This is a genomic window from Thalassospira mesophila, assembly GCF_002115755.1.
Classification (GTDB): Bacteria; Pseudomonadota; Alphaproteobacteria; order Rhodospirillales; family Thalassospiraceae; genus Thalassospira; species Thalassospira mesophila.
Map to the genome: position 1 here is coordinate 27619 of NZ_JFKA01000017.1, position 26074 is coordinate 53692.

Genomic DNA, 26074 nt, shown 5'->3' on the forward strand with positions numbered 1-26074 from the left:
CATGATGAAAATCACACATAACGGGCATTTTCGGGCCTTGCGCAATGGATTGGCGGTTAGCATGCTTGGCTTGCTTTTGGCCGCCTGTGCCGGGGGCGACCGCCAGATCGTTACCGCCAGCGCCCCGGTGGCCTTTACCACTGGCAGCACCATTGCCGTCATGCCGTTTGATAACCTGACCAACAGCGAAGAAGCCGGGCAGGTTGCATCCTATCTTGCGGTCAGTGCCTTGCGTGCCAGCACCGGCTTTGCCGTTCAGGAAGAAGGCAACGTTGCCCAAACCTATGGCTCGCTGGATTCCGAAAACAATGCCACCGCTGCCATTGGCAGCCACAGCAGTGTTTCCGCCCGCCAGCTTGGCGAAATTCTGGGCGTCGAATATGTCCTGACCGGCAGTGTTTCGGAATATGGCTATCAATACGGCCTGCGCGAAGAACCCTCTGTCAGCATGAATATGCGTCTGGTTCAAATCAGCGATGGCACGACGGTCTGGACCGCAAGTTCGGGTATTGTCGGCCAAGGCACCTTTGCGCGTGACAGTGTCAGCATCATTGCCCAGCGCCTGGTCAACCAGATGGTCGACAAAATGACACGCAACACGGTCGCCAAATAATTCTTCTGATCGGTAAATGACACAATGATCCGTCCCGGCATTATTAACGAAAGCCAGCAAAAAAAGGTCGAAACGGCCCGGCAAAGCGCCAGCAGTGCCGGATCGGACCTGCGGTTATCGGCCATCATCGAACTGGCCGTTTTCATGGGCCTGTTTTTGGCGGTTGATTATGTGCTGGGAACGGGCGACCGGTTCTGGGCAATTGCGCCGCACCCGTTATGGGCGGTGGTTATTTTGTTATCGGTGCAATATGGCACCACCGCCGGGTTGATTGCGGCCATTGCCTGCAGTGCGGCCTTGCTTACCGGCCATTTACCGGTCCAGAATGTGGATCAGGATTACTACGATTATCTGCTTTATATCGGCTGGCGGCCAATTGTCTGGATGCTCAGCGCGCTTTTTCTGGGCGAATTGCGCCGGCGCCAACTGGTTGAAAATGCCGAATTGCACGCCGAAGTCGCCCAAACCCATCTGCGTGAAGAAACCCTGTCCAAAGCCTATTCCTCGACGATGGAACGGGTGAACTTTCTCGAACGCCAAATCGCCACCCAGGCCCAAACCGTTCTGACCGTGTTTCGCGCCGCCCAGAATGTCGAACGCCTTGAAGTCGGCGACGTGATTACCGGTATTGAAAGCCTGGTCGAGGAAATTCTGGCACCGAACAAATTTTCGGTCTTTGTGCCCAGTCGCAACAATCTCGATGCCCTCGTTTCGCATGGCTGGGACACACCGACGGAATTTTCCCGGCAAATCACCGGTGACAGCGCGCTTTATTCGGTTCTTCTTACCGAACGCCGCACCCTTATGGTCACCCGCGAAGCCGATTCCCTGATCATGGGCAGCGATGCGCTGATCGCCATCCCGATTCAAAACAACGTTACCGGCGATGTCATTGCCGTTATCCGGATCGAGGAAATTGATTTCGACAAACTGAACAGTTCGCTTCTGATCAACGCCAACCTGCTAAGCCAATGGCTGAGCAATGCCTTTGCCAAGGCCGAAACATACGAAAATTCAGCCTGGATTACCGCCGACGGATCGCGCCGGGCGGTTGTTTCCAGCCAGCTTTGGCCCTCACTTTCGGACTGGCTGCTTCAGGTATGCCGACGCAACCAGATGTCGTTATGGCGGCTTGATGTGCAAAGCACGAAACGGGTGATCGCCAATGATGAAATCCTGACCCTGACCGACCAGATCGCACGGGGATTTTCGCGCGAATTACGCAATACCGACCTGGTTTTTCAACGTGATGGTCGCGAAAACGGCACCATCATTTCAATCTTGCTGATTGGCATTGATGAAACCGGCGTCGCCATCGTGCAGGGCAAGTTGCGCGAACATTTGCAGTCCAACAGCGATCAAATCATTTCCGGGCTGGGCCTGTCGCCGGTATGCGTGATTGATCCTGCGACCGACCTTGACAATGCAAAGCGCGACGCCCCATGACCAAGACCAAACCGGTTCCCTCTTCATCGGCCATGCACGACGGCGACCACATTTACGTCGCCCGCCCGCTGTCGTCCTATATCTGGATTTTCCTGATATCAATGCTGGCCCTTCTGCTGTCTGGCGCGGTCGGCCTTGCCTTTGCCAGCAACCGGTTTGCCTGGCCCGACCTGGCCGCCCTGCATCTGGCCACAGCAGCGCTGGTGGCATTTTTGTGTTACTGGCGCGGGTCGCGCCGCTTTTTCATTCGTGAATATTGCGTGCTGGCCTTTGGCTATCTTTTATGCGGCTTTTTGGGGGCTGCCGGGGCAATGCTGATTATTACGGTCTCGTTTTTCACCCGCAATGACAAATGGCGCTTTCGCGACTGGTATATGGCGCTGTTCCCCGCCGACCTCGCCACCACCGCCGAGGACCTTTATGGTCAGTTGATCTCGGGCAGCCGTGCGGTTGGCCCGGAACACAGCGTTACGGTTTACACCGATCTGATGCAAGAAGCTGAAACCGACGAAAAACTGGCGATTGTGACATTGGTATCGCGGTATTTCCGCCCCGATTTTGCCAATGTGATCATTATGGCCATGAACGACCCCGACCCCACGGTTCGGGTTCTTGCCGCGTCGGCCAAAGCCCGGATCGAAAACCATTTTTTGGCAAATGTCTTGCGCATTCAGGAAACGATCCGTCAGTCCTCAGACAGTTTCAAAGCCAAAATGGAACTGGCCACCCTGTATGACGATTATGCCTTTACCGGGCTTTTAGACAGCGAACGTGAAATTGAAAACCGCAAACTGGCCCTTGAAACCTACGAGCAATGCCTGAAAGAACAGCCAGACAACCCCACCCCGCCTTACAGGATTGGTCGTATTTTGAACCAGCAGCGCGACTATGCCGGGGCCGCACGTTTGTTTGAAATTGCCCTGGAACGTGCCACCGACAAACAGGCCATTGCCAGTTGGCTGATCGAAGCAACCTATAATGCCAAAAACTATGACCGGGTCCGCGAACTGATCACGCATCACTTCCCCGAAGCCGCCGACCCCGACAGCCCGGTTGTCAGCCCCTATCGGCTAGACAGCATGGCCCTGTGGCAAAAGGGGGCAACCCAATGAGCATTAATCAAAAACCCGAGGCCGATATCTGCCTGCTGCTCGAAGGAACCTATCCCTATGTGGCGGGCGGCGTTTCAAGCTGGGTCCATGATATTGTCAGCGCTATGCCCGATATCACCTTCGAAATTGTTGCCATTCTCGCGCAACGCGGCGGCGATTTACGGCACAGATACGAGGTTCCCGACAATGTTATCGGCATTCATCACCTTTATTTGCACGACCGTCCCCGGGGCCGCAAATTTGTCTGGAATACCCAAAAACTGCATCAAGTCACCCAGGCCCTGCTAAACTTTCTCAATCATGGCCGGATCGAGGATTTTTCAACCTTTACCAAAGGGGTCAACGCCCTTGATATTGGTCAGCATGTTTTATTAAACAGCTATTTTGGCTGGAATTTTCTCAAGGCCTATTATTCAGCCCATTTTTCATCGACCTCGTTTCTCGATTTTTTCTGGAGCTGGCGCATCCTGATCGGGGGGATTTTGGCAACCACCCGGTTCGCCCTGCCCAAAGCGCGCTGTTATCATGCCGTTTCAACCGGCTATGCCGGGTTGCTCGCCGCCCGGGCAAAAATCGAATATCAGCGCCCTGTCGTCCTGACCGAACACGGCATTTACACCAATGAACGCCGCATCGAAGTCGCGATGGCCGACTGGCTTTATCAAAACCCCATCCCCGATTACGATATCAAAAGTCTGGAAAAAGACATTCGATCGTTATGGCTAAAGGGGTTCTCGGCCCTTTCCGGGGCTTGTTACGGGGCGTGCGATGAAATTATCACGCTGTATGAAGGCAATCAGGTTTTGCAGTTGCGCGATGGTGCCGCCCCGGAACGGGTGCGCGTCATTCCCAATGGCATTGATTACGAAAAATATTCCAAAGTCCCGCGTAACAAGCAGGAAAAACCGATTATTGGCCTGATCGGGCGCGTGGTGCCGATCAAGGATATCAAATCCTTTATTCGCGCGGTCCACATGCTAAGCCGCGAAACCCGCAATTTTGAAGCTCTGATTTTGGGCCCCACCGACGAAGACCAAACCTATTTTGATGAATGCCTGGCAATGGTCGAACATCTTAAAATTGGTGACATCGTAACGTTTGGCGGTCGGGTCAATATTGCCGATTATCTTGGCAAAATCGATGTGCTTGTGCTTAGCAGTGTCAGCGAAGCCCAGCCGCTGGTTATTCTTGAAGGCGGTGCGGCGGGCATTCCCACCGTTGCCACCGATGTTGGCGCGTGCCGCGAGATGCTGTATGGCCGCTCCGACGAAATACCGCCTTTGGGACAAGGCGGCATCGTTGTGCCGGTGGCCAACCCCAGCGAAATGGCCAAGGCGCTGGGCCAAATCATTATCACTCCGGCAATTCGCGACAAATTTGGCGCAACAATCAAGGAACGGGTGCGAACCCAGTACAACAAAAAAAGCGTGCTGGCCCTGTATCGTGAAATTTACGAAACCGGGCGTGACGCCCAGGATGGCTATAACGGCCCGCTTATTGCGCACAGGGGAGAAAACTAATGGCCGGTATCGGTTTTACCCTGCGCAAAATGACGGGCCGGGGCGATTTATGGGGAATTGTTCAGGCCTATTCCTATTCGGCCCTGCTATCGTCGGGGCCGTGGCTGTTTACCATTATGTCGCTGGTCGGCATTACCTTCCTGTCGCGATATCTGGTGACATGGGATGACCTGCTGATTTTTCGCACCGTCATCACCTATAACTTTTCATTCTCGCTGGTTTTTTGTGGGCCAATTGTCCTGATCGGCACCCGGCTTTTGGCCGACCAAATCCATGATGACCGGCTGGAGCACGCCCCGTCGCTGCTTTTTTCCATGATGCTGACCTATGTTTTACTGGTGTCAGTCCCGCTGATTTATCTGTACGGCTATGCGGCCGATTTAACCCCCAGCCAGCGTGCCGCCGCCATTGTCGGGGGGTATCTGATTGGCCTGATCTGGACCGTGGTGGTTTTTGTCAGTGCCTTGAAAAACTACACCTATGTTTCGGCGGTGTTTTTTATCGGCATGTTCATCGCATTTCTGGCCTGTGGACTACTGTTAACCAATTACGGTGCCACAGGGTTAATGTGGGGTTTCAGCGCCGGGTTGGCCTTTATATTATTCGGATTATTAGGCTGGATCTTTGTCGAATACCCCGCCCTGCCCCGCGATGTTTTCATTTTGTGGCGCCAGGGCGGCACCTATTGGGTGCTCGGCGTTAGCGGGCTTAGCTATAATATGGCGATCTGGGTGGATAAATGGGTGATGTGGGCACGTGACAGCAAGGTCGATATCGTTGCGGGCGTCTTGCGCACAGCACCTTATTACGATTCAGCGATGTTTTTGTCCTACCTGTTTACCATTCCGATATTTGCGGTGTTTTTCGTCAATATCGAAACCGCCTTTTTCGAAAAATACAACCGGTTCTACAAATCATTCCAGAAGCACGCCACCTATACGACGATCGCCAGCTATCAACGCGAAATTATCAATTTCACCTTGTTAAGCCTGCGCAATCTGGTGGTGTTAACTGGCCTTCTGGCTATCCTGCTGGTTCTGTCGGCCGCCTTCATCATGGAAACCATGAATATTCCCTTCAAGGAAATCGGCGTGTTCCGGTTCGGCGCACTGGGTGCCTGCCTGCATGTGCTGGCCCTGTTTGCGATGGTGTTTTTATCCTATTTCGATTTTCGCAAACCGGTGATGATCCTCAACACCATTTTCCTGGTCGCCAATTTCACCTTCAGCTGGCTGTTTGCAGATTATTTTCCGCTACACGGCATGGGGTATTTTCTCGCCGCCGCCCTGACCTTTATTCTGGCAATGGCATGCCTGGTCTATAACCTTAAACGGCTGGCATACGGGGCCTTTATTACCAACAACCCCTCGACTTGACGACGCAGATCACAAAGCCGGGCGACAAGACAAACGCCGGGCCCATGCCTGTCGTCAAAACCGGCAGATTATTTATTACAATAAACGTTTTTGCCATCAAGCTTGGGGGCTGCGTTGATCCCCTGAAACCCCATCTCGCGAGCCTGGCGGCAAAAGCCCTCGATATCGGCTTTGGCGGTCAGATATTCAATCGCAAAAACCGGTTTGTGCTGCGCAACATAAGGCGCAAAATACGCCCCGTGATCATAGGTCACCGGGCTTTCGGTTACCGCGAAATCAAGTTGCCCGGCAAGATCGCGGACCATGTCGGGGGCATTTTTCTGACCAATGGTTAAGCCGCGCTTATGGGCTTCAATCGCCATCCAGCGCACAAAACGCAAGGCATCATCGCGCGTAATTTTAAAACCGGTATCGGTCAGATAGCCATCAATATTATCGGGATCGACCCCTAAAAATCCCTTGGCCCGGCACAAATCAAGCCGGGCTTTGATAATTGGCGCCAGTCTGAAAATCTGGCGAATATCAAGCCACTTTTCCCCGGCCCAGCCTTCGTAATCCTTGCCCAGCACCGATTTGGGATATTGGCTGGCATCCGTGCGCCAGTCTTCGTAAGACCCCGCACTCATGTAACAAATCGGGTAAATGCCCGCCTTGCGCCATTGCCCGACCTGATCGGCGTCAACATCAAACAAATCCGCATCGACAACGCGCGTGCCCTTGGGCACAGTGACGTCGCCTTGCAACTGCAAGAAAAAATGCGCATCGGGAACCGGCGTGATCACAATCGTGTTGCCCCCAACCGGTGCCGCGTCAGCCGGACTTGACACAAGCCCCCCGACGACAGCCAGAACACCCCAAACCAGCACAGTCGGGGCAAACAACATCCGGGCGCACAAGGTGCGGCCCCGCGGCTGGCTTGCGCCTGTAAACACGGCTTTAGCCTGCCCGTCGCGCGGCTTTGCATTCATATCCATATTCGCCATCACCGGGTTGTTCTTTTGCAAAAGGATCACACAGCCGCCAGCAATTTTGCCACGGCCTCTGAAAGCACTTTCATATCAATCGGTTTTGGCAGGTAACAATCGAACCCCGCATTCTCGATATCGGCCAGGTTTTTTGGCCCATCGGCGATGCTTAAAGCAATTGCCGGGATTTTGCTGCCTGCGGCCCGTACTTCCCGCAAAAAATCGGCACCGGTTTTCGCACCTTCCAAAAAGAAATCCGCCATGATCAGATCATAGGATGCGCGCTGCCACGCGGCTGTCGCCTCGTCATAGCTGGAAGTCACGCTTACCGTATAGCCTTCCTTGTGCAGAAGCGACTTCAGCAGACTTCGGGTTATCGGTTCATCTTCGAGAATCAAGACATTGATATTTTCGCGCATTTATTCGTCACCAGAATGCTGTCCATTATGATCATACTCATAAAGGACAATTTCAGATCAGTTCACGTCTTAAACATGACCGCTATTACCAAAAAGCAAAGGGACAGAGCCATAAATTTTTAATGATTCAAACTCAGTCCTTGTACTTTACCACCATGTTTCGCCGTGCTGTTTTCGCCTGGTACAAGGCCTGGTCTGCATGTTCTACCAACAATTCGTAATGGTCGTCTTCGGGAATTTTCGTCGCCACACCCGCACTCATGGTCAGAAAACCATATGGGCTTTCACCGTGCGGAAGTTTCATCTCGACCAGTTCCGCCAACAGGTTTTCTGCCACGGAACAGGCCCAGGCAATGGGCGCACCGGGCAATAACAAAACAAATTCCTCGCCGCCATAGCGCGCCACCATGTCATTGCCACGTTTGGCCGCCGTTGCCAGCAACTGGGCCACCGTTTTCAAATACTGGTCGCCCATGCGGTGACCCTGTGAATCGTTGAGTTTTTTGAAAAAATCGATATCAAAAAACACCAGCGAAACCGGGGTTTGCTGACGGCGCGCATGTTGCCACTCGCGGCGCAAACCCGTTTCAAATTCAAGGCGGTTGGAAACCCCGGTTAACCCGTCGACCCGCGACTGGCGGCGCAACTGATCCGCCGCCAGTTTAAGCGACATATGCGTGCGCACCCGCGCCTGAACCACGGCGATGCTGACCGGTTTTTTAATAAAATCAACGGCCCCGGCATCAAGTGCGCGTGTTTCGTCATCAACATTTGTGCGGCCGGTCACAAAAATAACCCGCGCTTCGGATGCCAGTTGTTTGCCTTGAATTTGCCGGCAAACCTCGTAGCCATCCTGTTCGGGCATCGAGGCGTCGAGCAAAATCACGTCGAACTCGTGTTGATCGACCATTTTAAGGGCTTCTGCGCCACTTTTGGCAAACATTAACACTTCATAATAACTTAGCGCAGACGCCAGAATGCGAATGACAATAGGATCATCATCGACAATCAGAATACGTCCGCTCTGGTGATTGTTCATTGGTTAACTCTGCTTGGCGGCGTTAGTAATCAATTCAGCCGCTTTTTCAAAATCAAGTTCCTCGATATGGGACCGGATTTCCTGATAAATTTCGGGCGAGAAAATCTGCAACAATTCGTCCTGCCGTCCGTCAAGCAACGCCAACGCTTTCAGGTTATTGTTTTGCACAGCCTGCTTCAGCTTTTGATAGGCCTCGTCAACATTGTCATCGCCATGCCCGCGCTCGACAATCACTTTGGCACCATTCTTTTTGCCCAGTTCGATCAGGGCACTATCGAGTTCGGTCAGAAAATCATGAAACAGGTTATCAATACCCGCCATATCCTTGTGGTGCGCCAGCATTTCCAACTGCCCGCAAATACTCGCTAACCGTATGGCACCAACAGCGCCGCCCGCCCCCTTCAGGCTATGCGCCCGCAAATTCAGGGCATTGAAGTCCTGCTTTTTCTGACTGCTGATAAATTCTTCGGCGATATTTTCATACAAATCGACAAATTGCTGGGTCAGCGAATGATACAGCTTTTCATTGCCCCCCAACATTTCAATAGCATGAGGACTATCAATTACGCAGCCACGCGACGCCCCCGCAGAAGACATATCGGCCGTCACCGGCACAACGGTATCTGGCGCTACGTCAGAGCCAGAAGCCGTTGCTGTCGATACAGGCTTACCAGCCGCACGATCATCCTTGTTTTCAGGTTTCGCAACCGTCCTGACCGGTTCTGCGTTTTGGTCGTTCCGGGCAATATCGGCCCCGTCGAGCGTAGCGTTCGTGGTTGGGGTTGTCGCGCTCTTGCCATCGGCACCCGGTACAAGGCCACCCTGATCGTTTGGCAAACGCGCACCCTCGCGATGGTAGCCCGCCAGATCCCGAATACGGCGGATCATATTTTCCGCCTTGAAGGGTTTGCTGATGAAACCGTTCATCCCGACGGCAAAACATTTTTCCCGGTCAGATTCAAAAACACCTGCCGTCAGCGCCACGATTGGCACCGTGCTATTGCCCAGTTTTTCACGAATTTCAACGGTTGCTTCCAGCCCGTCCATGTTGGGCATCTGCAAATCCATCAACACAAGGTCAAAATCGCCGCCGCGTTCACGCATGATATCAACGGCTATCTTGCCGTCATCGGCCAGCGTTACCGTCGCCCCTTCAATTTCCAGAATATGTTTGGCGACTTCCTGATTGATGTAATTATCGTCAACCACCAGCAAATTCAAACCGGCGAGAATATTCTCGCCGCTCACAGGACGGGTGTTCTCTTCCACCAGAACGGTGCCATCACCCCGGCGCGGGCGGGTTTTGGCCGTTACCACTGCATTAAACAACGAGGATTCCGTGACCGGTTTTAAAATAATGCCGTCCACATTGTTAATCGAGGAATGGCGCAATAACTGGTCTTTTTCACCCGCGGTCACCATCACAATGATCGGCATCGCACTTTGTGGCAACCGCGCACGAATTTCCTCGCTGGTCACAACACCATCAAGCCCCGGCATTTTCCAGTCCATCAGGACCAGGTCAAAATACCGGCCTTCCTGATGTTTTTCTTCCATCAGGGCAATCGCTTCCTCGCCGGAATGGACCACCTGGGTTTCCCAGCCCAGATTGCCGGTGGTTGCGGCCAGAACCTGACGCGCCAGCGGATTGTCATCCACTACCAGAACCCGCAATTTCTCCTGATTTTCATCAAGCGAAATATCCTGCTTTTTCGGCAAGATAAACGGCAACACAACCCGGAATGTGCTGCCTTCGCCCGGCTTGCTGCGCACAGATATTTCACCATCCATCAGATCCACCAGACGATGACAAATCGACAGCCCCAGCCCGGTTCCGCCGTATTTGCGGCTGGTCGATGTATCGGCTTGCTGGAACGGGCGGAACAGATTGGCCACCTGCGTTTCATCCATGCCAATCCCGGAATCGCGCACTTCAAATTCCAGCTCAATCTGGTCCCGGTCCTTGCGCAGCAGATCAACCGAAATCAGCACTTCACCGCGATTGGTGAATTTAATCGCATTCCCCGACAGGTTGATCAGAATTTGCTGCAGGCGAAACGGATCGCCAATGATGTGGCGCGGCACACTTTCGCCGACCGAAATCAGCACTTCAATATCCTTGCCCGCCGAATTAACCGACAAAATGGTCGACAGTGAATTCATGATTTCCTGTATCGAGAAAATCGTATGCTCGATCTGAACCTTGCCCGCCTCGATTTTCGAATAGGTCAGGATATCGTCGATAATGCCCAGCAGGAACTTTCCAGAATCCGATATTTTACGCACATATTCGCGCTGTTCATTGCTCAGGTTGGTATAGCCCAGCAAATGCAAAAGGCCGATAATGGCGTTCATCGGCGTTCTGATTTCGTGGCTCATATTGGCCAGAAAGTTGGTTTTCACCTGGGCCAGGTCGCTTACCTTGGCGGCTTCTTCCCGTATTTTCTTGTTGAGCGACGACAGCTGATCAAAATTCCGGCGTTGCAAAATATCGTAATAGGCAAAAACAATGCAGCCCAGAACCGCCAGTAAAAACAACACAATTGACGCAATCAGCGATGCCAGTTCAAACAACTGCCACCCCTGCAGGGCCTGTGCCACTGGTCGCGTTAAAACCACGCTGACCTTGCCGCCCAAAACCGGGCGGGCCGACACCAGCAGGGTATTTCCGGCCGAATCCTTGCGTAACCCAAAGGCAGTGTCCTGCGTGGCAATGCTTTGTTCAACCAGACTGCTATAGGGGCCGTTTTGCCCGACATTCTTACCGGTGAACGGAATGGTTCCGACCAGTTCATTGCGGTTATTGGTCAAAACAAGGGCGTCATCTGGCAACATCACCCGCTGCAACGGGGCCAAAATGGTTTCCGGGGAAATCGCCCCGGCAATGACGCCTTCCAGTTCCCCGTTCGCACCTTTCATCGGTGCCGAAACCAGAACCCGCCATTCTCCGTCGATACGGCTTTGATAAGGACCGTCAAAATACCACGGCTCCTTACCTCCGTTCAGAAAATAAACAACGCTGGAGTTATCTTTGACATTCACCTGTGGCGGCGTCTGACTGCGTGACGACAAAATCATATCGCCGTCTTTGTCCACAACCCCCAACGCCTGAACCAGCTCCAGGCTTTCGGTCGCCTGACGCAACAAAATATAGCCTTCGCGCTGCGTAAACTGCCCGCTGCCCAGCTTGTCCGCCAGCCCCATCAGAACTGTGGCCGACAGGCGGGTGCGCTGCTCGAACTGGTCAGAATAGCTTTTAAGCATCGCGTTAAGGTCGGAGAACGCCCCTTGCGTTGCCCGCGCATCAAGAACAACGCGCACATAGACATTAAATCCGATCAGGATAGTCGCAACCAGAACAAGCAACGCCCCTATTGCCAGACGCTTGTTCATTGCCAAGGTCGCTTTGGCGGTGCTACCGTCAACTGATTCTGGTATCGGATTTTTTTCAGCCACAAACAGGCCCTATCTATTGAAATTTAAAAGCACGCTTCCCACGCTGTAACACGGACTATACCAGCGAAACGCAAGATCATATTGTATCATGTTCGGACGCTTTGCCTGGCAGATCAACCGGCAAATCAAAACACGACGCAAATTATGCGATTCATAACGATTCCAGATATATTTTAATGTCATGGCAGGTACCCAAAATGGCGACATATCTTATCACCGGCGGTGCTGGTTTTATTGGCTCACATCTCGCCGACAGGTTGCTGGCAAACGGCGACAAGGTGCGCGTCCTTGATGACCTTTCGACCGGCCACCGCCATAATCTCGCTGCCGAAGCCGAGCTGATCGTGGGCAATATCTGCGATGCTCAGGCCGTGAAAGATGCCGTGGCAGGATGCGACGGGGTTTTCCATCTGGCCGCCGTGGCATCGGTGCAAAAAAGCATCGATTGCTGGGGCGAAACCCATGCTGTGAATTCGCTCGGTGCGGTCAATGTTTTTGAAGCCGCCCGCAATGCCGGCAAAATACCGGTTGTTTTTGCCTCATCGGCGGCGATTTATGGCAACAACACCACCATCCCGGTTTCCGAAACCGAAATTCCGCAGCCAATTTCGTTTTATGGCGCAGATAAACTGGCAAATGAAATTCATGCCGGGCTGGCGGCACAGGCCTATGACATGCGCTTTGCCGGATTACGCTTTTTTAACGTCTACGGCCCGCGACAGGACCCGTCTTCGCCCTATAGCGGCGTCATTTCAATTTTTGTCGACCATGTTCTGGCAGACCGCCAGTTGCAAATTTTTGGCACCGGCGAACAAACCCGCGATTTTGTCTTTGTCGCCGATGTTGCCGCCGCGCTGCATCAGGCGATGACATGTTTGCACAATACCAAAGACGGCTGCTTTATTCGCGCCAATGTCTGCCGGGGGCAGGAAGTCTCGATCCTTGATCTCGCGCGTGAAATTGCGCGGCTTGCCGGAAAAACCGGCGAACCGGTTTTTCGCGATGCCCGCCAAGGCGACATCATGCGCTCCAAGGGCGACCCAGGCCGCCTGAATGCCGATATCGGCCATGTTGCCGACATTACCTTGCAAGACGGTTTGCGCGCGCTTCTTGATTGGGAGCAAAGCCGCCGCACCGCCTGAACCGCAAAGTAATCCAGACAAAAGCAGGGGCAATCAGGCCTTTGGCTTGTCCCTGCTGCCACAAATTCATCCGCATATCGCTTGCCAGCATGCCACATGCTGGCTGACATCGTGTTTACAAAAACCGACAACTCAGAAATGCCATGCCCGATAACTCGCCGTCTCCCACACATTCCTGTTCCGATCAGGTGATACTACCTTGTGTTGCAGGGTTAATTCTGGCCGGGGGGGCCGGGGTCCGCATGGGCGGGGCCAAACCGTTCCGAACATTGGCCGGCAAACCGCTTTTGGACCACGCAATTACAAATGCCCGCCAGCAATGCCAATCGATCATGATCGCCAGCAATGATGATCCGGCTCAATTTAGCGCCTATGGCTACCCGGTCATTGCTGACATCCCCGCCCCCGATATGGGACCGATGGCCGGAATTTTATCGGGCTTGCAAAAGCTTGGCGATGATTGCGACTGGCTGGCTGTTTTTGCCGTTGATTGCCCTTTTTTACCACCCAATCTGGTTGGTACACTTTATCAGGCCCTTGCCGACCCCCTCGCCCCCCGCCAAACCCCCGCGCAGGCCGCACCGGCAGCACAAGGCGCACAGAGCACACAGGCCGCCGTTTCATATGCAGCCTATGCCAGCCATAACGGGCGGGATCATTTTCTGGCGTCCCTTTGGCACCGCAATATGGCCCCGATGATCGCATCCTTGCTCGATCAGGGGCAAAGCCGGGTGCGCTTTGCCCTGCAACAGGCCCACGCCACAAGGGTTGATTTCCCCGCCACAGGCGCATCGGCGCAAGATGCCCTGTTATTTGCCAATATCAACACACCAGACGATATCGCCCGCGTTGAAGACAGGCTTGCCGCACGCCCACACCGAATAAAGCACCCGAGCACCCCTGAGCCGGAACACCGCTGAGCCGATATCCGCTGACGCGACAATGCCCGCCGCAAATGCGCGCTTACAAACGCATTCGCAGGCCGACATTTTATTTTGAGAACAATGATTTAGCGAGTTAGAGGCTTGAGGAATTAAAGCGTCATCAGCGCCTTTGCACGCAGTGCCTGCAGGGCAACAATCAGGCAGGCAGCAGGCTGTTTTCCCGGCACCATTGGTAAATCACGGCATCGTCGGCGGGCAATTCAACGGCTTCGTCCCCGGCGAACGCCTCGAATGCCGGGCGATTAAGCGGATTAACCCCTAATAAAACCGGAATATCGCGCAGCAAAACCGAGCCGATCACGTCGCGAAACCCGCGACCAAAGGCTTCGTGTTTGCCAAATTTGTTCACGATCAGCAAATCAATATCGGCATTTTCCTGCAAGGTGGCCTCAACACTGGCAACGGCCTGTTCAAGGGCCCCCACATCCAGCCGGCACCCGCGTGATCCGTTGCCCAGTTTTTGCGAAATATCAAAAACCGGGCCGTCGGGCAAAACACGCACCAGCATATCGCAATGGCGCGCCCCTTCGCGCTCGGCATTGATTTGCACCACACCGGCCAGTTTTGCGCCCTCAGCGATCAAACGGGTGGCAATATCGGCCAGTAACCGGTCAAGCAGGCCGCGTTCCTGCACCATAACAAAGGCAAATTTCATTTTCGCACCGATACTATAGATACCATCCTTGGCCGCTTGAACGGCCCGTGGCGTTATGTTGCAAATCTGTCTGACAAACAGATTTGCACACCGCCTTGCCCGGTGTCCAGCCCTGCAAACCGGCAATATTAACGCAGCCCCTGTTGTGCCATCAAACCTGCGGGGCGGGCACAATGTGTGTGTGGTTTAATCCTCAGCGGGCATATGTTTGTCGCGCGCGCCCAAAAATTCGCTAAGCCAGCCCAACCCTTCAACATGATGCGAGAAAACCTTGACGATAATCAGCATCGGCACGGCAATGAAAATGCCGACCCCGCCCCATAACCAGCCCCAGAACGCAATGGCCAGAAACACCGCCACCGAATTAATCTGCAACCGGCGACCGACAAGTGACGGGGTTATCAATTGCCCTTCCACCGCGGTACACACCATATAAATCGCTGGCGGCACCATGGCCGCCCCCAGGGTGGGCAACGAGACAAGGGCGACAATCGCCACAACCGCAATCCCGATCAACGCCCCCAGATAGGGCACAAAATTAAGCAACGCCGCCGCCAGCCCCCATAAAACAGGGTTAGGCATGGGGGTGAAGGACAGCCCGATGGCAACACAAATGCCCAGGCAAACATTGATGATAAAAACCGTCAGCAAATAGCGCGATATTTCCCGCTCGATATCCTTGGCAATCCGCAAACCCCGGCGTTTATCCTTGAAAGTCGGCAGCGCCTTGATCAGTTTTTCATAAAACATGTCGCCCGATGACAACATCAGCAACAACAGCACAACCGACAGGGCAATGCCGCCAAAAATCTCCGGCGCCCCCTGTGCCGCCTGACTTAACAGGTTAGGTTCCTTGACCACAACTTCCTGCACGCCCGACTTGGTATCGCGCTGGGTGGCTTTTTCGACCCTGCGCTGCGCTTCCTGAATATTCTCAATGGTTCCGGCCATCTGCGCCAGCTTGAACCGCACCTGGCGTTCAATACGCGGGGCATCGTCAATCCAGTGCGATATCGGATCGCTCAGCCAATATCCCCCGGCCAAAACACTTGATGTCATCGAAAACACCAGCACAAAGGCGGTGATCGGCTCGGGGATGCCGCGCCGGTAAAGCCAGCGCACGACGGGCGATAAAATCAGGGCAAACAAGAATGCCAGCACCACGGGCAACAGCAGACTTTGGGCAAAATACAGCACCCCGCAAACCGACATTACAAACATGCCGATAATCGAAATCGTTAACATGCGATGCGCGGTCAGGGTGCTGGTGGGATGGGTGGGCGGGCCTGCCGCCGACGTTGCTGAATCTTCCGCACCTGTATCGGGTGCCGACGGTTTAGAGTCACGCAATTGCGAAATTATTTTCTTGTTCATTGTCGCCGCCTGACTTTTGTTCTGATTTTGCCCAAAATCAGAACGAAGCCCGGACCATACTTGTTCCGCGCACCAACCGTGCTTTATGCAATTGGGCTGAATTTCGCCAGATACGCTTGACGCCGCATCACACCAAAGGCCACGAACACCTAAATCGGGCACAAACAGCCGTCCGGTCCGGTCAGATCAACATACCGGCCCTAATCCGATAATTGCGGATCAAAAACACTGCCATCCAAAAACCGGTCTGGCCCGACCAACGCGCGGTCCGGCGCGTTATCGGCCCCTTCAATGCGCCAGTCTTTGGCAGGCAAAGCCACATCCTGCCCCTTGACCGCCTCGCGGTATAAATCGGGGCGGTAAACCTGACGAACGATTGCCGCAGCATCGACCGTGGCTGGCACCTGGCCCCAGCGTTGCATTTGCTTCACCAGCCACATGCCCTGGGACAACCACGGAAATGTCGCTGTATAGCGATAAAAAACGTGGCGGTCCGGGGCATCAACCGGATCATCGCCCTGATTAAACACCGGGCGCCCTTCCAGCGACGCACGGATAATATCGTAAGGCGCGCCCACATGGCTTTCATCGGCCAGAATTTGCGCCAGCTCGTTGCGGTTTTCAGGCTGGTCCACCCATTCCGCCGCCTTTACAAGGGCCGCGATCAATGCCAACAGGGTTTCGTGATTTTCCTTTGCCCAGGTTTCATGCACGCCCAGCACCTTTTCCGGGCTGCGCGGCCAGATATCATCTTTAAGGGCAACAATAACGCCATCGCCCTGAAAAACCGCGCGCTGGTTCCAGGGTTCCCCGACACAATATCCATCGACCCAGCCATTGCGCAGGCTGTCAAACATACGCGGCGGGGCGATTACGCCCATATTGATATCACGGTCGGGGTCTATCCCGCCTGCTGCCAGCCAGTATCGCAATTCATAGTTATGGCTGGAATAGGGAAACACCGTTGCAAACGACATCGGCGGGCGCCCGGCGGCGCGGTCATCCTCGATTACTTTTTTTAACGCGCGTGCAGTGTGGCCGCGCGGGCCTTTCATGGCAACCGGGTCTACCGCCAGCATCCGCTGATACAAACGGCGCGACACGGTAATGGCATTGCCACCTCGCCCCAGGGCCATGGGCACCAACAGATTTTGCCCCGGCATCCCGCCCAGCCCCATGCGCGCGGCTAGCGGAATACCGGCCAGCAAATGGGCCGCGTCATAAACCCCGTAAGAAAGCTTGTCGCGAATTGCCGCCCACGACATTTCACGGATCAGGTGCAAATCAATGTTTTCGGCCTCGGCAAAGCCCTGCGCGCGCGCAACCACGGGTAAGGCGCAATCGATCAGCGGAATAAAACCAAGACGGACAAGCTTGTGCGCCATGCCTAAAACTCCAACTGAAAAGCAGTAATAACACTTTGGGCGATTTCATAAATTTTGCGATTATGCTGCATGGCATTTTTGCGCAACAGGGCATAAGCCTGCTCCTCGCTTAATCCCTTTTCACGCATCAATATCCCCTTGGCACGATCAATCAGTTTGCGTTCATTCAAACGGGCCTTGGCGTCATCGCGTTCGCGGCGCAACGTATCAAAGGCGGCAAAGCGCGAAATCGCCATTTCCACAATCGGGCGAATGCGGTCCTGGCGCAAACCGTCCACCACATAGGCGCTCACCCCCGCTTCAATCGCGGCCTTGATCATGGAATTGTCGCTTTGGTCGACAAACATCGCAATCGGGCGCGAAATAGCACGCGAGACCTGCAACATTTGTTCCAGTGTATCGCGGTCCGGGTTTTCCAGATCAATGATAATCACATCAGGGGCCAGCGCCTGAACACGTTCAACCAGATTAAACGACGTGCCGATCCGGCTTACACGCGTATAGCCCGCCTCGACCAAACCGCGCTCGACAATTGCCGCACGGTCCGGGTCTTCGTCAATCACCAGAATGCTGAATGCTTCAGTCTTCATTTTTATCTGCCACTATCCCCGCAACATCCCTTTAAGCCCCGGTAACATCAAATCTCGTTGATCAAAACCGATCAACGAGATCCTCATTGGGCGGGCGGGGAAAACACACAACGTGCATCTCCCCCGATCCATCATATTTTTGGTCTTATTCGGCAGCAACCGGTATCGCTGCCCCGTTCTGACCTTCCATCTTTTCGCGCTGCGCTTGCTCGAAACGGGCTTTTTCATCGGCAACAGTTTCGGGTGAAAACCGCACCGCCAGTGCCGCAAACGAACAAACCAGCACCGCAAACCCCAGATACATCAGGCCTTGCTGATAAGTAAGCGATTCGCTTTTAAACAAAAATCCGGCAGCAACCGCCCCGGCATTGCCCCCGGCCCCGACGATACCGGCAACCGTGCCCAATGCCTTGCGATTGATGAAAGGGACAATGCCAAAGGTGGCCCCTTCCGACATTTGCACAAACAACGAAAACACAACCATTACAACAACGGCAACCACCAGGGCGTCCATCATCGAAAAGCCGATCAGGGCAATACCTTCAATGAACAGGGCGACAAACAAAAACCTTACCCGCCCCGACAAACCTGATTTTGCAGCAAACCGGTCGGAAAACATTCCGCCCAGCGTGCGGGCAAAAATGTTCATTAATCCGAACAAACCGGCAATCAATCCGGCGGTTTCCAGCCCCAGTTCAAACCGGTCGTAAAAATAAAGGGCAGCAATATTGTTAATCGTTAATTCAACCCCGAAGCACGCGCCATACACCAAAAACAGCGCCCAGACCCGAACATCGGCGATTGCGGCCATAATGCCCTTGCGCGCACCGCCATGATCATTTTCGGCATTCAATTCCCCGCTGGCCCGCATCTCCGCATAATTGCCATCCGGGCAGTCGGTGGTGAAAAACCAGTATGCCGCGGCCAGAACCAGCATCATCACGCCCGGCACAACCATCGCCAGACGCCAGCCCATGGCCTCGGTCACCCCGAACCCCAGAATAACCGCCAGCACCAGCGGCATGACCATTTGCGTTACACCGCCGCCAAGGTTGCCCCAGCCTGCGGTGGTGGCATTGGCGGTTCCCACCACGTTAGAAGCAAACATCGTCGAAGTGTGATATTGCGTAATAACAAAAGACGCGCCAATCGCCCCGATCGCCAGCCGCGCCAGCAAAAACGTCTGATAACTGTCGGCCAAGCCGATCAGCATCACCGGCAACGAGCCTAACACCAGCAACCCGGTATAGGTTTTACGCGGTCCCAGCTTGTCGCAGAGCGGACCAATAATCAGACGGACCAAAACCGTGATGGCAACCGACGCAATAATGGTATTGCCAATTTGCCCCTTGGTCAGGCCAAGATCGTCGCGCACCAGCGGCATCAGCGGCGCAATGCCGAACCAGCCAAAAAAGCACAGAAAAAATGCCATCCAGGTCAGGTGAAATGTCTTCATCTGAACTGTTTTCAGGCTAAACAGATTGATACGTGGGGACTTGTTCTTGAGTTCCATGGCGATGAAGCCCTTCGCTTTGGCCGCATATCGCGACCGACGGTTGTTTCCTGGCCACTTGCTTCATCATAGGGATTCCACTGGCGGCCGGTTACCATCAGGACCCGGGCAAAGCCACGGGCATCTGATGTGGATCGTCCGCCATTGGACGAAGAACAATATTCCTCCATCGTTGGAGGAAAACCGCGGCATCGCGGCAGTCATAAGGCCATTTTGCAAATGGCGCGCCAAGTTTACTGCGCCGCCAAAAATCATCTCCATATCATTGAATAACAATAGAATTTTATTATTGCACCTGCGTCATCCGCAAAAACCGCCCTTCTTCACATGACTTTAATGCACAATAAATATACACACACAAATAATAGTGTTTATATTTTAATCATTTTTAGGCTTCGCTTTAAATTCCCAAAATTGCGTATCTGGAAACATCCCTTGTTTTCAATAAATTAAACCGGTTTTTACACTTCCCTTCAAACTGGCATGTATTTTGTATGGTTAAGAGGACTTGCAGGCAGCGACGCCTGTTCTGCCGTCGAAAAAAAAGATGGCATATATAATGAATCCAACGACGGGTTCACCGGATAACGACGTCCGAAGCATGATTGGCCATTTAAGTGGCAGATCGGCTCGGGCGTTTTTTTATGCACATTCGCAACCCGCGAGTTGGAGCCAGAGACACATGAATTTCGTCCCTGCACATGAAACCGCTTCCCGCCCGCGCCTTGTCGTTATCGGCAATGGCATGGCGGGTATCCGCACCGTCGAAGAATTGCTTTCACGCGCACCCGACAAATACAACATCACCGTTTTTGGCGCAGAACCGCGGGTCAACTATAACCGCATCATGCTGTCGCCGTTGCTGTCGGGTGAAAAAACCTTCGATGATATCGTTATCAATCCGCTGGACTGGTACCAGCATAACAATATCCTGCTGCTGTCGGGCGACCCGGTGATCCATATCGACCGTGCCGAAAAATTTGTCATCAGCCGCAGCGGCACCAAAACCCCCTACGATCACCTGTTGCTCGCAACCGGCTCTGATCCGATCATTATCCCGGTTCCCGGCCACAAATTGCCCGGCGTGGTCACTTTTCGTGATGTCGACGATGTCGACACCATGCTCGCTGCGGCAGAAAATGGCGGCGAAGCTGTGGTTATTGGCGGGGGGCTTCTGGGACTTGAAGCGGCGGTGGGTCTACAGGCTCGCGGCATGGCGGTAACGGTTATCCATCTTGCATCCCATGTCATGGAACGCCAGCTTGACGGCTCTGCCGGGCATTTATTGCAAGAGGAATTGCGCCGTCGCGGCATCACCGTCATGACCGGTGCCGATACCGCCGAAATCTGCGGCACCGACCGCGTTACCGGTGTTTCGCTAAAAGACGGACACCATATTCCCGCCAGTCTGGTTGTGATGGCGGTCGGCATTCGCCCCAATGGCCGTTTGGCCAATGAAAGCGGCGTTGCGGTTGAACGCGGTATTGTCGTCAATGATGTCATGGCGACCAGCGACCCGTCGATCCATGCGGTTGGCGAATGCGTCCAGCATCGCGGCCTGTGTTACGGGCTGGTGGCCCCGCTTTTTGAAATGGCCAAAAGCTGTGCCGATGATCTGGCGGGCATTAACAGCACCGGTTATGGCGGGTCTGTTACCTCGACCAAACTCAAGGTCACCGGGGTGGATGTTTTTTCCGCCGGTGATTTTTCCAGCGGGCCCGACTGTGACGACATCGTTTTTCGCGATGCCGGGCGCGGGGTTTACAAACGCATTATCCTTTTTGAAGGCCGCATTCGTGGTGCCGTCCTTTATGGCGATACATCGGACGGGGCGTGGTATTTCCAGCTCATGAAGGACGAAACCGATGTTACCGACCTTCGCAACAGCCTTGCCTTTGGTCAGGCCTTCGCCGGAGGATCCGCAACAAACCCTATTGATGCCGTTGCCGCCCTGCCCGATAACGCAGAAATTTGCGGCTGCAACGGCATTTGCAAAGGCAGCATTGTTTCTGCCATCACCGAAAAAAACCTCACCAGCCTTGATGATGTCAAGGCTCATACCAAGGCCTCGGCCTCTTGCGGGTCTTGCGCCGGGCTGGTTGAAAGCCTGCTCGCAGCAACCTTGGGCGGGGGTTATCAGGCCGCATCGGTCAAACCGATTTGCCCCTGTACTGATCATGATCACGATAATGTTCGCCGCCTGATCCGGGCACGCGCCCTTAAAACCATGCCTGCAGTTATGCAGGAACTCGAATGGAAAACCCCCGATGGCTGTCATATCTGCCGGCCAGCCCTGAATTATTACCTGCTTGCGGCGTGGCCGGGCGACTATGTCGATCACGGGGCATCGCGCTTTATCAATGAGCGTGTCCACGCCAACATTCAAAAAGACGGCACCTATTCGGTTGTGCCACGCATGTGGGGCGGCTTGACCAACCCGCGCGAATTGCGCGCCATTGCCGATGTGGCCGACAAGTTTAACATTCCCACCGTCAAGGTTACCGGCGGCCAGCGTATCGACCTTTTGGGGGTTAAAAAACAGGACCTGCCCGCCGTCTGGGCCGACCTTAATTCCGCGGGTATGGTTTCAGGCCATGCCTATGGCAAATCATTGCGCACCGTCAAAACCTGTGTCGGTCAGGAATGGTGCCGTTTTGGCACCCAGATGTCGCTTGGCATGGGGGTGGCGCTTGAAAAAATGACCTGGGGGTCATGGATGCCGCACAAATTCAAAATGGCGGTTTCGGGCTGCCCGCGCAATTGCGCCGAAGCCACCATCAAGGATTTCGGCGTGATCGCCACCGATGGCGGCTGGGATTTGCATGTGGGGGGCAATGGCGGCATTCATCTTCGCGCGACCGAACTTTTATGCAAGGTCACGACCGAAGCCGAAGTTCGCGAATATTGCGGGGCTTTTATCCAGCTTTACCGCGAAACAGCCCGCTATCTTGAACGCACCGCCCCCTGGATCGAACGGGTCGGGTTAAAATACGTTCAGGACCGCATGGTCGAGGATGCCCAAAACCGGGCCACCCTGTTTGCCCGCTTTATCGAAAGCCAGAAAACAGCCCAGATCGACCCTTGGGCCGAACGTGCCACTGGCGGCGTTGATGCCCATGAATTCAAACATCTGACAGCAGCGGAGTAACCCCATGGCCGACATCTTGAACTGGGTCGACATTGGCCCGCTAGACGGCATCCCCGTACAAGGGGCCCGCACCTTGCAAACTGCCAGCGACCGCATTGCCGTATTTCGCACCCTTGATAATCAGGTTTTTGCCCTGCTTGACCGCTGCCCGCACAAACAGGGGCCGTTGTCGCAGGGCATCGTGCATGGCCATTTTGTCACCTGCCCGCTGCATAATATGGTGTTTTCGCTCGAAACCGGGCTGGCACAAGGGGCCGATGACGGTTGTGCCGCAAAAATGGAAACCCGCCTTGAAAACGGCATGGTTCGGGTTGGGCTCACCCCTTCGCAAATGGCAAAGCCCGATGCACAATGACATTAAAACAACCTGCCCGTATTGCGGCGTTGGCTGCGGTATAATCGTCTCTCCCTCCCGGGACGGCCAGGTGGTTGGGGGCGACCCCGACCACCCGGCCAACCGGGGACGGTTATGTTCCAAGGGCGCGGCCCTGATTGACAGCATTACCGCGGAAAGCCGCGATGATTTTCGGCTTGAAACCCCTTTGATTGACGGCACCCCGGCAGACTGGCCAACCGCCATTGCCCAAACAGCACACCGCCTGGCCGATACCATTGCCCGGCACGGGCCGCGCTCGGTGGCGTTTTATGTCTCGGGCCAGCTTCTGACCGAAGACTATTATGTCGCCAACAAACTGCTTAAAGGGTTTATCGGCTCGCCCCATATCGACACCAATTCACGGCTGTGCATGGCATCAACCGTGGTCGGCCACAAGCGCGCCTTTGGCAGCGATATTGTTCCGGGCTGCTACGAAGACCTCGAAATTGCCGATCTGGTTATTTTAACCGGCTCCAACCTGGCCTGGTGTCATCCGGTACTATTTCAGCGCCTGCGCGCGGCCCGCCAGAAAAACGGCACCAAAATTATTGTCATCGACCCGCGCAAAACAGCAAGCTGCGACATTGCCGATTTGCATCTTCCCCTTGCCCCTGGCAGCGACGTTGCCCTGTTTAACGGGCTTTTGGCATGGCTGGCCGATCAGGCAAAACTCGATCACACCTTTCTCACACGCCATGTCAGCGGCACCGAAGATGCCTTGGCATCGGCCCACGCTGATTGCCCCGATATTGCGACAACGGCGCAAAAATGCGGGCTGTCGCGGGGCGATGTCGAACAATTCTTTAATTTGTTTGCCGATCACGCCCGCACGGTGACGGTGTTTTCGCAAGGCGTTAATCAGTCCAGCAGCGGGTCCGACAAGGTCAATGCCATTATTAATGTCCACCTTGCCACCGGGCGGGTCGGCCTGCCCGGATCATCGCCGTTTTCGGTCACGGGGCAGCCCAATGCCATGGGCGGACGCGAGGTCGGCGGACTTGCCAACCAGCTTGCCGCCCATATGGACCCCAACAACCCGTTTGATGTCGACCGGCTGGCCCGGTTCTGGAACGCACCCAACCTGCAACAGGGCGAAGGCTACAAGGCTGTCGACCTGTTCGATGCTGTTGCCACGGGCGAGATAAAAGCAATCTGGGTGATGGCGACCAACCCGGTGGTCAGCCTGCCCGACACCAGCAAGGTGCGGGCCGCACTGGCCAATTGCCCACTGGTGATTGTCTCAGACGTCGTTAATAACAACGACACCCTGAAATACGCCCATATCAAACTTCCGGCCAGCGCATGGGGCGAAAAATCAGGCACCGTTACCAATTCCGAACGCCGTATTTCCCGTCAGCGCCCCTTTCGCCAAGGCCCCGCCCTGGCCCGGCCCGACTGGTGGATCATGGCAGAAATTGCTAAAAAAATGGGCTTTGATCACGGCTTTGAGTGGCAGGATGTTGCCGAAATTTTTGCCGAACATGCCGCCTTGTCCGAATTTGAAAATGATGGCCTGCGTGCCTTTGATATTGGCGAATGGGCACAAACCGGAAAATCACTTAAACCACGCTATGATGCCATGGCCCCGTTTCAATGGCCCGCCTCGCGCCACTATCAACCCAAAACCGGGGCGAAGCGGCTGTTTGGCGATGGCCTGTTTGCCACATCAAACCGCCGGGCCCGCATGGTTTCCCTGCGCTACATCGCCCCGCGCAGCAACACCAGCCCCGACTACCCGTTAATCGCCAATAGTGGCCGCTATCGCGACCAGTGGCACACCATGACGCGCACAGGCACCGTCGCCCGGCTGTGCGCACACCGGCCCGAACCCCTGCTTGAAATGCATCCCGATGATGCCCGGAACTGTGACCTTGGCGACGGCGACATTGCCCGCATTACCAGCCATCAGGGAACGGCATTAATGCGTGTTTCCCTCAGCCCGTCGCAGGCCGTGGGTCAGATTTTTGTCCCCATGCACTGGAACGACAGCTTTTCATCGGCCAGCAGCATTGGCCAACTGGTTGCCCCCCATGTTGACCCGTTATCGGGCCAACCCGAAAGCAAACATATCGCGGTCAGTGTTAGCCGGTTTAACGCCTGCTGGCAGGCGGTTTTGCTCACCAATGATGTGGTTGATCTGCAAGATGTGCCCTATTGGGTCCGCACCACCGGGCAGGGCTGCAACATCATTGAACTTGCCGGCGAAACCCCCATCGCGTTTTCCACCTTGCTGCCCGATTTCGCCCGTCAAAACCAGCCCGGCATCGACGATACAAACGGTATCAACGGCACAAACGGCACAAACGCCATCAACGACATCGACCTGCTTGAATATAACGACATCCGCCGCGCCACCCATCGCTACGCCAGCATTCGCCATGGCAAACTCGGCGGCGCGCTGTTTGTTGGCCCGACCCGCCAAACCCTGGGCCGCGACTGGATATCCTCCCTGTTCGGGCAAAACACCCTGCCCACGCCCGACCGCATGGCTCTTCTCGCAGGTCACCTCCCCGATGCCAGTGCAGCAAATGATAAACTGATCTGTTCGTGCTTTTCCGTCGGCCTGGCGAAAATCACCAACGCCATCTGCACCCAAAATGCCGTCACCACCGATGATATCGGCCGCCTGCTCGAAGCAGGCACCGGCTGCGGCTCCTGCCTGCCCGAACTTCAGGATATCATTGATACAACGGCTGTGAAGGCTGCGGAATAGAGAAGCGAGAAGGTGAAGTTGTGGAATCAAACACATCAGGCGATGTGGTATGGTGACTTGCTTTTTTGATACGCACCAGATGCAATATCCGCAATCCACGCGCGGCTTCGCCGCGCTCGACCTTCAGGTTATGAGCACAGGCCCACAACGACAAAACCCTGCCAAAAGGCAGGGTTTGAGGTTTTTGGTTGCGGGGGCCAGATTGGGCTCCGCCAGCTACGGCCTTTGGCCTTCGCAAAGAACTGTGGCAACCAGGCATTGGCCTATTGTAAGCGGTGCGAGCGGCCC

At 54.7% G+C, this 26074-nt stretch carries 19 protein-coding genes; 10 read left to right on the top strand and 9 right to left on the bottom strand.

Annotated elements, in window-relative coordinates; translation table 11 throughout:
* Position 1 precedes the first annotated feature (1 nt).
* The 5 genes from TMES_RS20835 to pelG are packed head-to-tail and all read left to right on the top strand — an operon-like array spanning position 2 to position 6067.
* Positions 2-613: a GNA1162 family protein gene (locus TMES_RS20835; protein ID WP_085586209.1), complete on the top strand. Its 612-nt coding sequence runs from the start codon at positions 2-4 to the stop codon at positions 611-613.
* A 24-nt stretch (positions 614-637) separates the two neighbouring features.
* Positions 638-2059 carry a hypothetical protein gene (locus TMES_RS20840; RefSeq protein WP_085586211.1) on the top strand — a complete coding sequence of 474 codons (1422 nt, stop codon included), beginning with the start codon at positions 638-640 and terminating at the stop codon, positions 2057-2059.
* On the top strand, positions 2056-3171 hold the full coding sequence (locus TMES_RS20845; protein ID WP_085586213.1) for a tetratricopeptide repeat protein: 1116 nt from the start codon (positions 2056-2058) through the stop codon (positions 3169-3171). The genes TMES_RS20840 and TMES_RS20845 overlap by 4 nt, the downstream gene beginning before the upstream one ends.
* Complete coding sequence (pelF, locus tag TMES_RS20850) at positions 3168-4691, top strand: GT4 family glycosyltransferase PelF (protein WP_085586215.1); 1524 nt, start codon at positions 3168-3170, stop codon at positions 4689-4691. The genes TMES_RS20845 and pelF overlap by 4 nt, the downstream gene beginning before the upstream one ends.
* Positions 4691-6067, top strand: a complete 1377-nt coding sequence (gene pelG, locus TMES_RS20855) for an exopolysaccharide Pel transporter PelG (protein ID WP_085586217.1) — start codon at positions 4691-4693, stop codon at positions 6065-6067. The genes pelF and pelG overlap by 1 nt, the downstream gene beginning before the upstream one ends.
* Positions 6068-6135: 68 nt before the next feature.
* On the opposite strand, the gene TMES_RS20860 is transcribed toward pelG, so the two are convergent.
* From TMES_RS20860 to TMES_RS20875, 4 genes are all read right to left on the bottom strand, one after another.
* Complete coding sequence (locus TMES_RS20860; protein WP_158091286.1) at positions 6136-7041, bottom strand: endo alpha-1,4 polygalactosaminidase; 906 nt, start codon at positions 7039-7041, stop codon at positions 6136-6138.
* 35 nt (positions 7042-7076) lie between these two features.
* A complete protein-coding gene (locus TMES_RS20865; protein ID WP_085586221.1) occupies positions 7077-7451 on the bottom strand; it encodes a response regulator in 375 nt (124 codons plus the stop codon).
* 133 nt (positions 7452-7584) lie between these two features.
* Positions 7585-8490 (bottom strand): diguanylate cyclase, encoded by a 906-nt coding sequence (locus tag TMES_RS20870; protein ID WP_085586223.1) that lies wholly within the window; start codon positions 8488-8490, stop codon positions 7585-7587.
* A 3-nt stretch (positions 8491-8493) separates the two neighbouring features.
* Entirely contained in the window at positions 8494-11946 is a 3453-nt protein-coding gene (locus tag TMES_RS20875; RefSeq protein WP_085586225.1) for a response regulator, read from the bottom strand.
* A gap of 197 nt (positions 11947-12143) precedes the next feature.
* Here TMES_RS20875 and TMES_RS20880 point away from each other — a divergent pair, with 197 nt between their 5' ends.
* Both TMES_RS20880 and mobA read left to right on the top strand, forming a co-directional pair.
* On the top strand, positions 12144-13088 hold the full coding sequence (locus TMES_RS20880; RefSeq protein WP_085586253.1) for an NAD-dependent epimerase/dehydratase family protein: 945 nt from the start codon (positions 12144-12146) through the stop codon (positions 13086-13088).
* Positions 13089-13231: 143 nt separating this feature from the next.
* A complete protein-coding gene (gene mobA / locus TMES_RS20885; protein WP_085586227.1) occupies positions 13232-14008 on the top strand; it encodes a molybdenum cofactor guanylyltransferase in 777 nt (258 codons plus the stop codon).
* A gap of 160 nt (positions 14009-14168) precedes the next feature.
* On the opposite strand, the gene TMES_RS20890 is transcribed toward mobA, so the two are convergent.
* From TMES_RS20890 to TMES_RS20910, 5 genes are all read right to left on the bottom strand, one after another.
* A complete protein-coding gene (locus TMES_RS20890; protein WP_085586229.1) occupies positions 14169-14687 on the bottom strand; it encodes a DUF2478 domain-containing protein in 519 nt (172 codons plus the stop codon).
* 186 nt (positions 14688-14873) lie between these two features.
* A complete protein-coding gene (locus tag TMES_RS20895) occupies positions 14874-16061 on the bottom strand; it encodes an AI-2E family transporter (RefSeq protein ID WP_085586232.1) in 1188 nt (395 codons plus the stop codon).
* Between the two features lie 200 nt (positions 16062-16261).
* Positions 16262-17446 (bottom strand): CmpA/NrtA family ABC transporter substrate-binding protein, encoded by a 1185-nt coding sequence (locus tag TMES_RS20900; RefSeq protein WP_085586234.1) that lies wholly within the window; start codon positions 17444-17446, stop codon positions 16262-16264.
* A gap of 2 nt (positions 17447-17448) precedes the next feature.
* Positions 17449-18036 (bottom strand): ANTAR domain-containing response regulator, encoded by a 588-nt coding sequence (locus tag TMES_RS20905; RefSeq protein ID WP_085586236.1) that lies wholly within the window; start codon positions 18034-18036, stop codon positions 17449-17451.
* Positions 18037-18181: 145 nt separating this feature from the next.
* Positions 18182-19492, bottom strand: coding sequence for an MFS transporter (locus TMES_RS20910; RefSeq protein WP_245835539.1), 1311 nt, complete (start codon positions 19490-19492; stop codon positions 18182-18184).
* Between the two features lie 739 nt (positions 19493-20231).
* Between TMES_RS20910 and nirB the strand changes: the two genes are divergently transcribed.
* From nirB to TMES_RS20925, 3 genes are read left to right on the top strand one after another with little or no spacing between them, the layout of a single operon-like run.
* On the top strand, positions 20232-22697 hold the full coding sequence (nirB, locus tag TMES_RS20915; RefSeq protein ID WP_085586239.1) for a nitrite reductase large subunit NirB: 2466 nt from the start codon (positions 20232-20234) through the stop codon (positions 22695-22697).
* Positions 22698-22701: 4 nt separating this feature from the next.
* A complete protein-coding gene (gene nirD, locus TMES_RS20920) occupies positions 22702-23052 on the top strand; it encodes a nitrite reductase small subunit NirD (RefSeq protein WP_085586241.1) in 351 nt (116 codons plus the stop codon).
* Positions 23042-25786, top strand: a complete 2745-nt coding sequence (locus tag TMES_RS20925) for a nitrate reductase (protein WP_085586243.1) — start codon at positions 23042-23044, stop codon at positions 25784-25786. The genes nirD and TMES_RS20925 overlap by 11 nt, the downstream gene beginning before the upstream one ends.
* The last annotated feature ends 288 nt before the right edge of the window (positions 25787-26074 follow it).

Bases quoted from the DNA above. Each gene is read 5' to 3' on its own strand.
- TMES_RS20835 (WP_085586209.1), top strand. From the start codon at position 2: ATGATGAAAATCACACATAACGGGCATTTTCGGGCCTTGCGCAATGGA.
- TMES_RS20840 (WP_085586211.1), top strand. From the start codon at position 638: ATGATCCGTCCCGGCATTATTAACGAAAGCCAGCAAAAAAAGGTCGAA.
- TMES_RS20845 (WP_085586213.1), top strand. From the start codon at position 2,056: ATGACCAAGACCAAACCGGTTCCCTCTTCATCGGCCATGCACGACGGC.
- pelF (WP_085586215.1), top strand. From the start codon at position 3,168: ATGAGCATTAATCAAAAACCCGAGGCCGATATCTGCCTGCTGCTCGAA.
- pelG (WP_085586217.1), top strand. From the start codon at position 4,691: ATGGCCGGTATCGGTTTTACCCTGCGCAAAATGACGGGCCGGGGCGAT.
- TMES_RS20860 (WP_158091286.1), bottom strand. From the start codon at position 7,041: ATGGATATGAATGCAAAGCCGCGCGACGGGCAGGCTAAAGCCGTGTTT.
- TMES_RS20865 (WP_085586221.1), bottom strand. From the start codon at position 7,451: ATGCGCGAAAATATCAATGTCTTGATTCTCGAAGATGAACCGATAACC.
- TMES_RS20870 (WP_085586223.1), bottom strand. From the start codon at position 8,490: ATGAACAATCACCAGAGCGGACGTATTCTGATTGTCGATGATGATCCT.
- TMES_RS20880 (WP_085586253.1), top strand. From the start codon at position 12,144: ATGGCGACATATCTTATCACCGGCGGTGCTGGTTTTATTGGCTCACAT.
- mobA (WP_085586227.1), top strand. From the start codon at position 13,232: ATGCCCGATAACTCGCCGTCTCCCACACATTCCTGTTCCGATCAGGTG.
- TMES_RS20890 (WP_085586229.1), bottom strand. From the start codon at position 14,687: ATGAAATTTGCCTTTGTTATGGTGCAGGAACGCGGCCTGCTTGACCGG.
- TMES_RS20895 (WP_085586232.1), bottom strand. From the start codon at position 16,061: ATGAACAAGAAAATAATTTCGCAATTGCGTGACTCTAAACCGTCGGCA.
- TMES_RS20900 (WP_085586234.1), bottom strand. From the start codon at position 17,446: ATGGCGCACAAGCTTGTCCGTCTTGGTTTTATTCCGCTGATCGATTGC.
- TMES_RS20905 (WP_085586236.1), bottom strand. From the start codon at position 18,036: ATGAAGACTGAAGCATTCAGCATTCTGGTGATTGACGAAGACCCGGAC.
- TMES_RS20910 (WP_245835539.1), bottom strand. From the start codon at position 19,492: ATGAAGACATTTCACCTGACCTGGATGGCATTTTTTCTGTGCTTTTTT.
- nirB (WP_085586239.1), top strand. From the start codon at position 20,232: ATGAATTTCGTCCCTGCACATGAAACCGCTTCCCGCCCGCGCCTTGTC.
- nirD (WP_085586241.1), top strand. From the start codon at position 22,702: ATGGCCGACATCTTGAACTGGGTCGACATTGGCCCGCTAGACGGCATC.
- TMES_RS20925 (WP_085586243.1), top strand. From the start codon at position 23,042: ATGCACAATGACATTAAAACAACCTGCCCGTATTGCGGCGTTGGCTGC.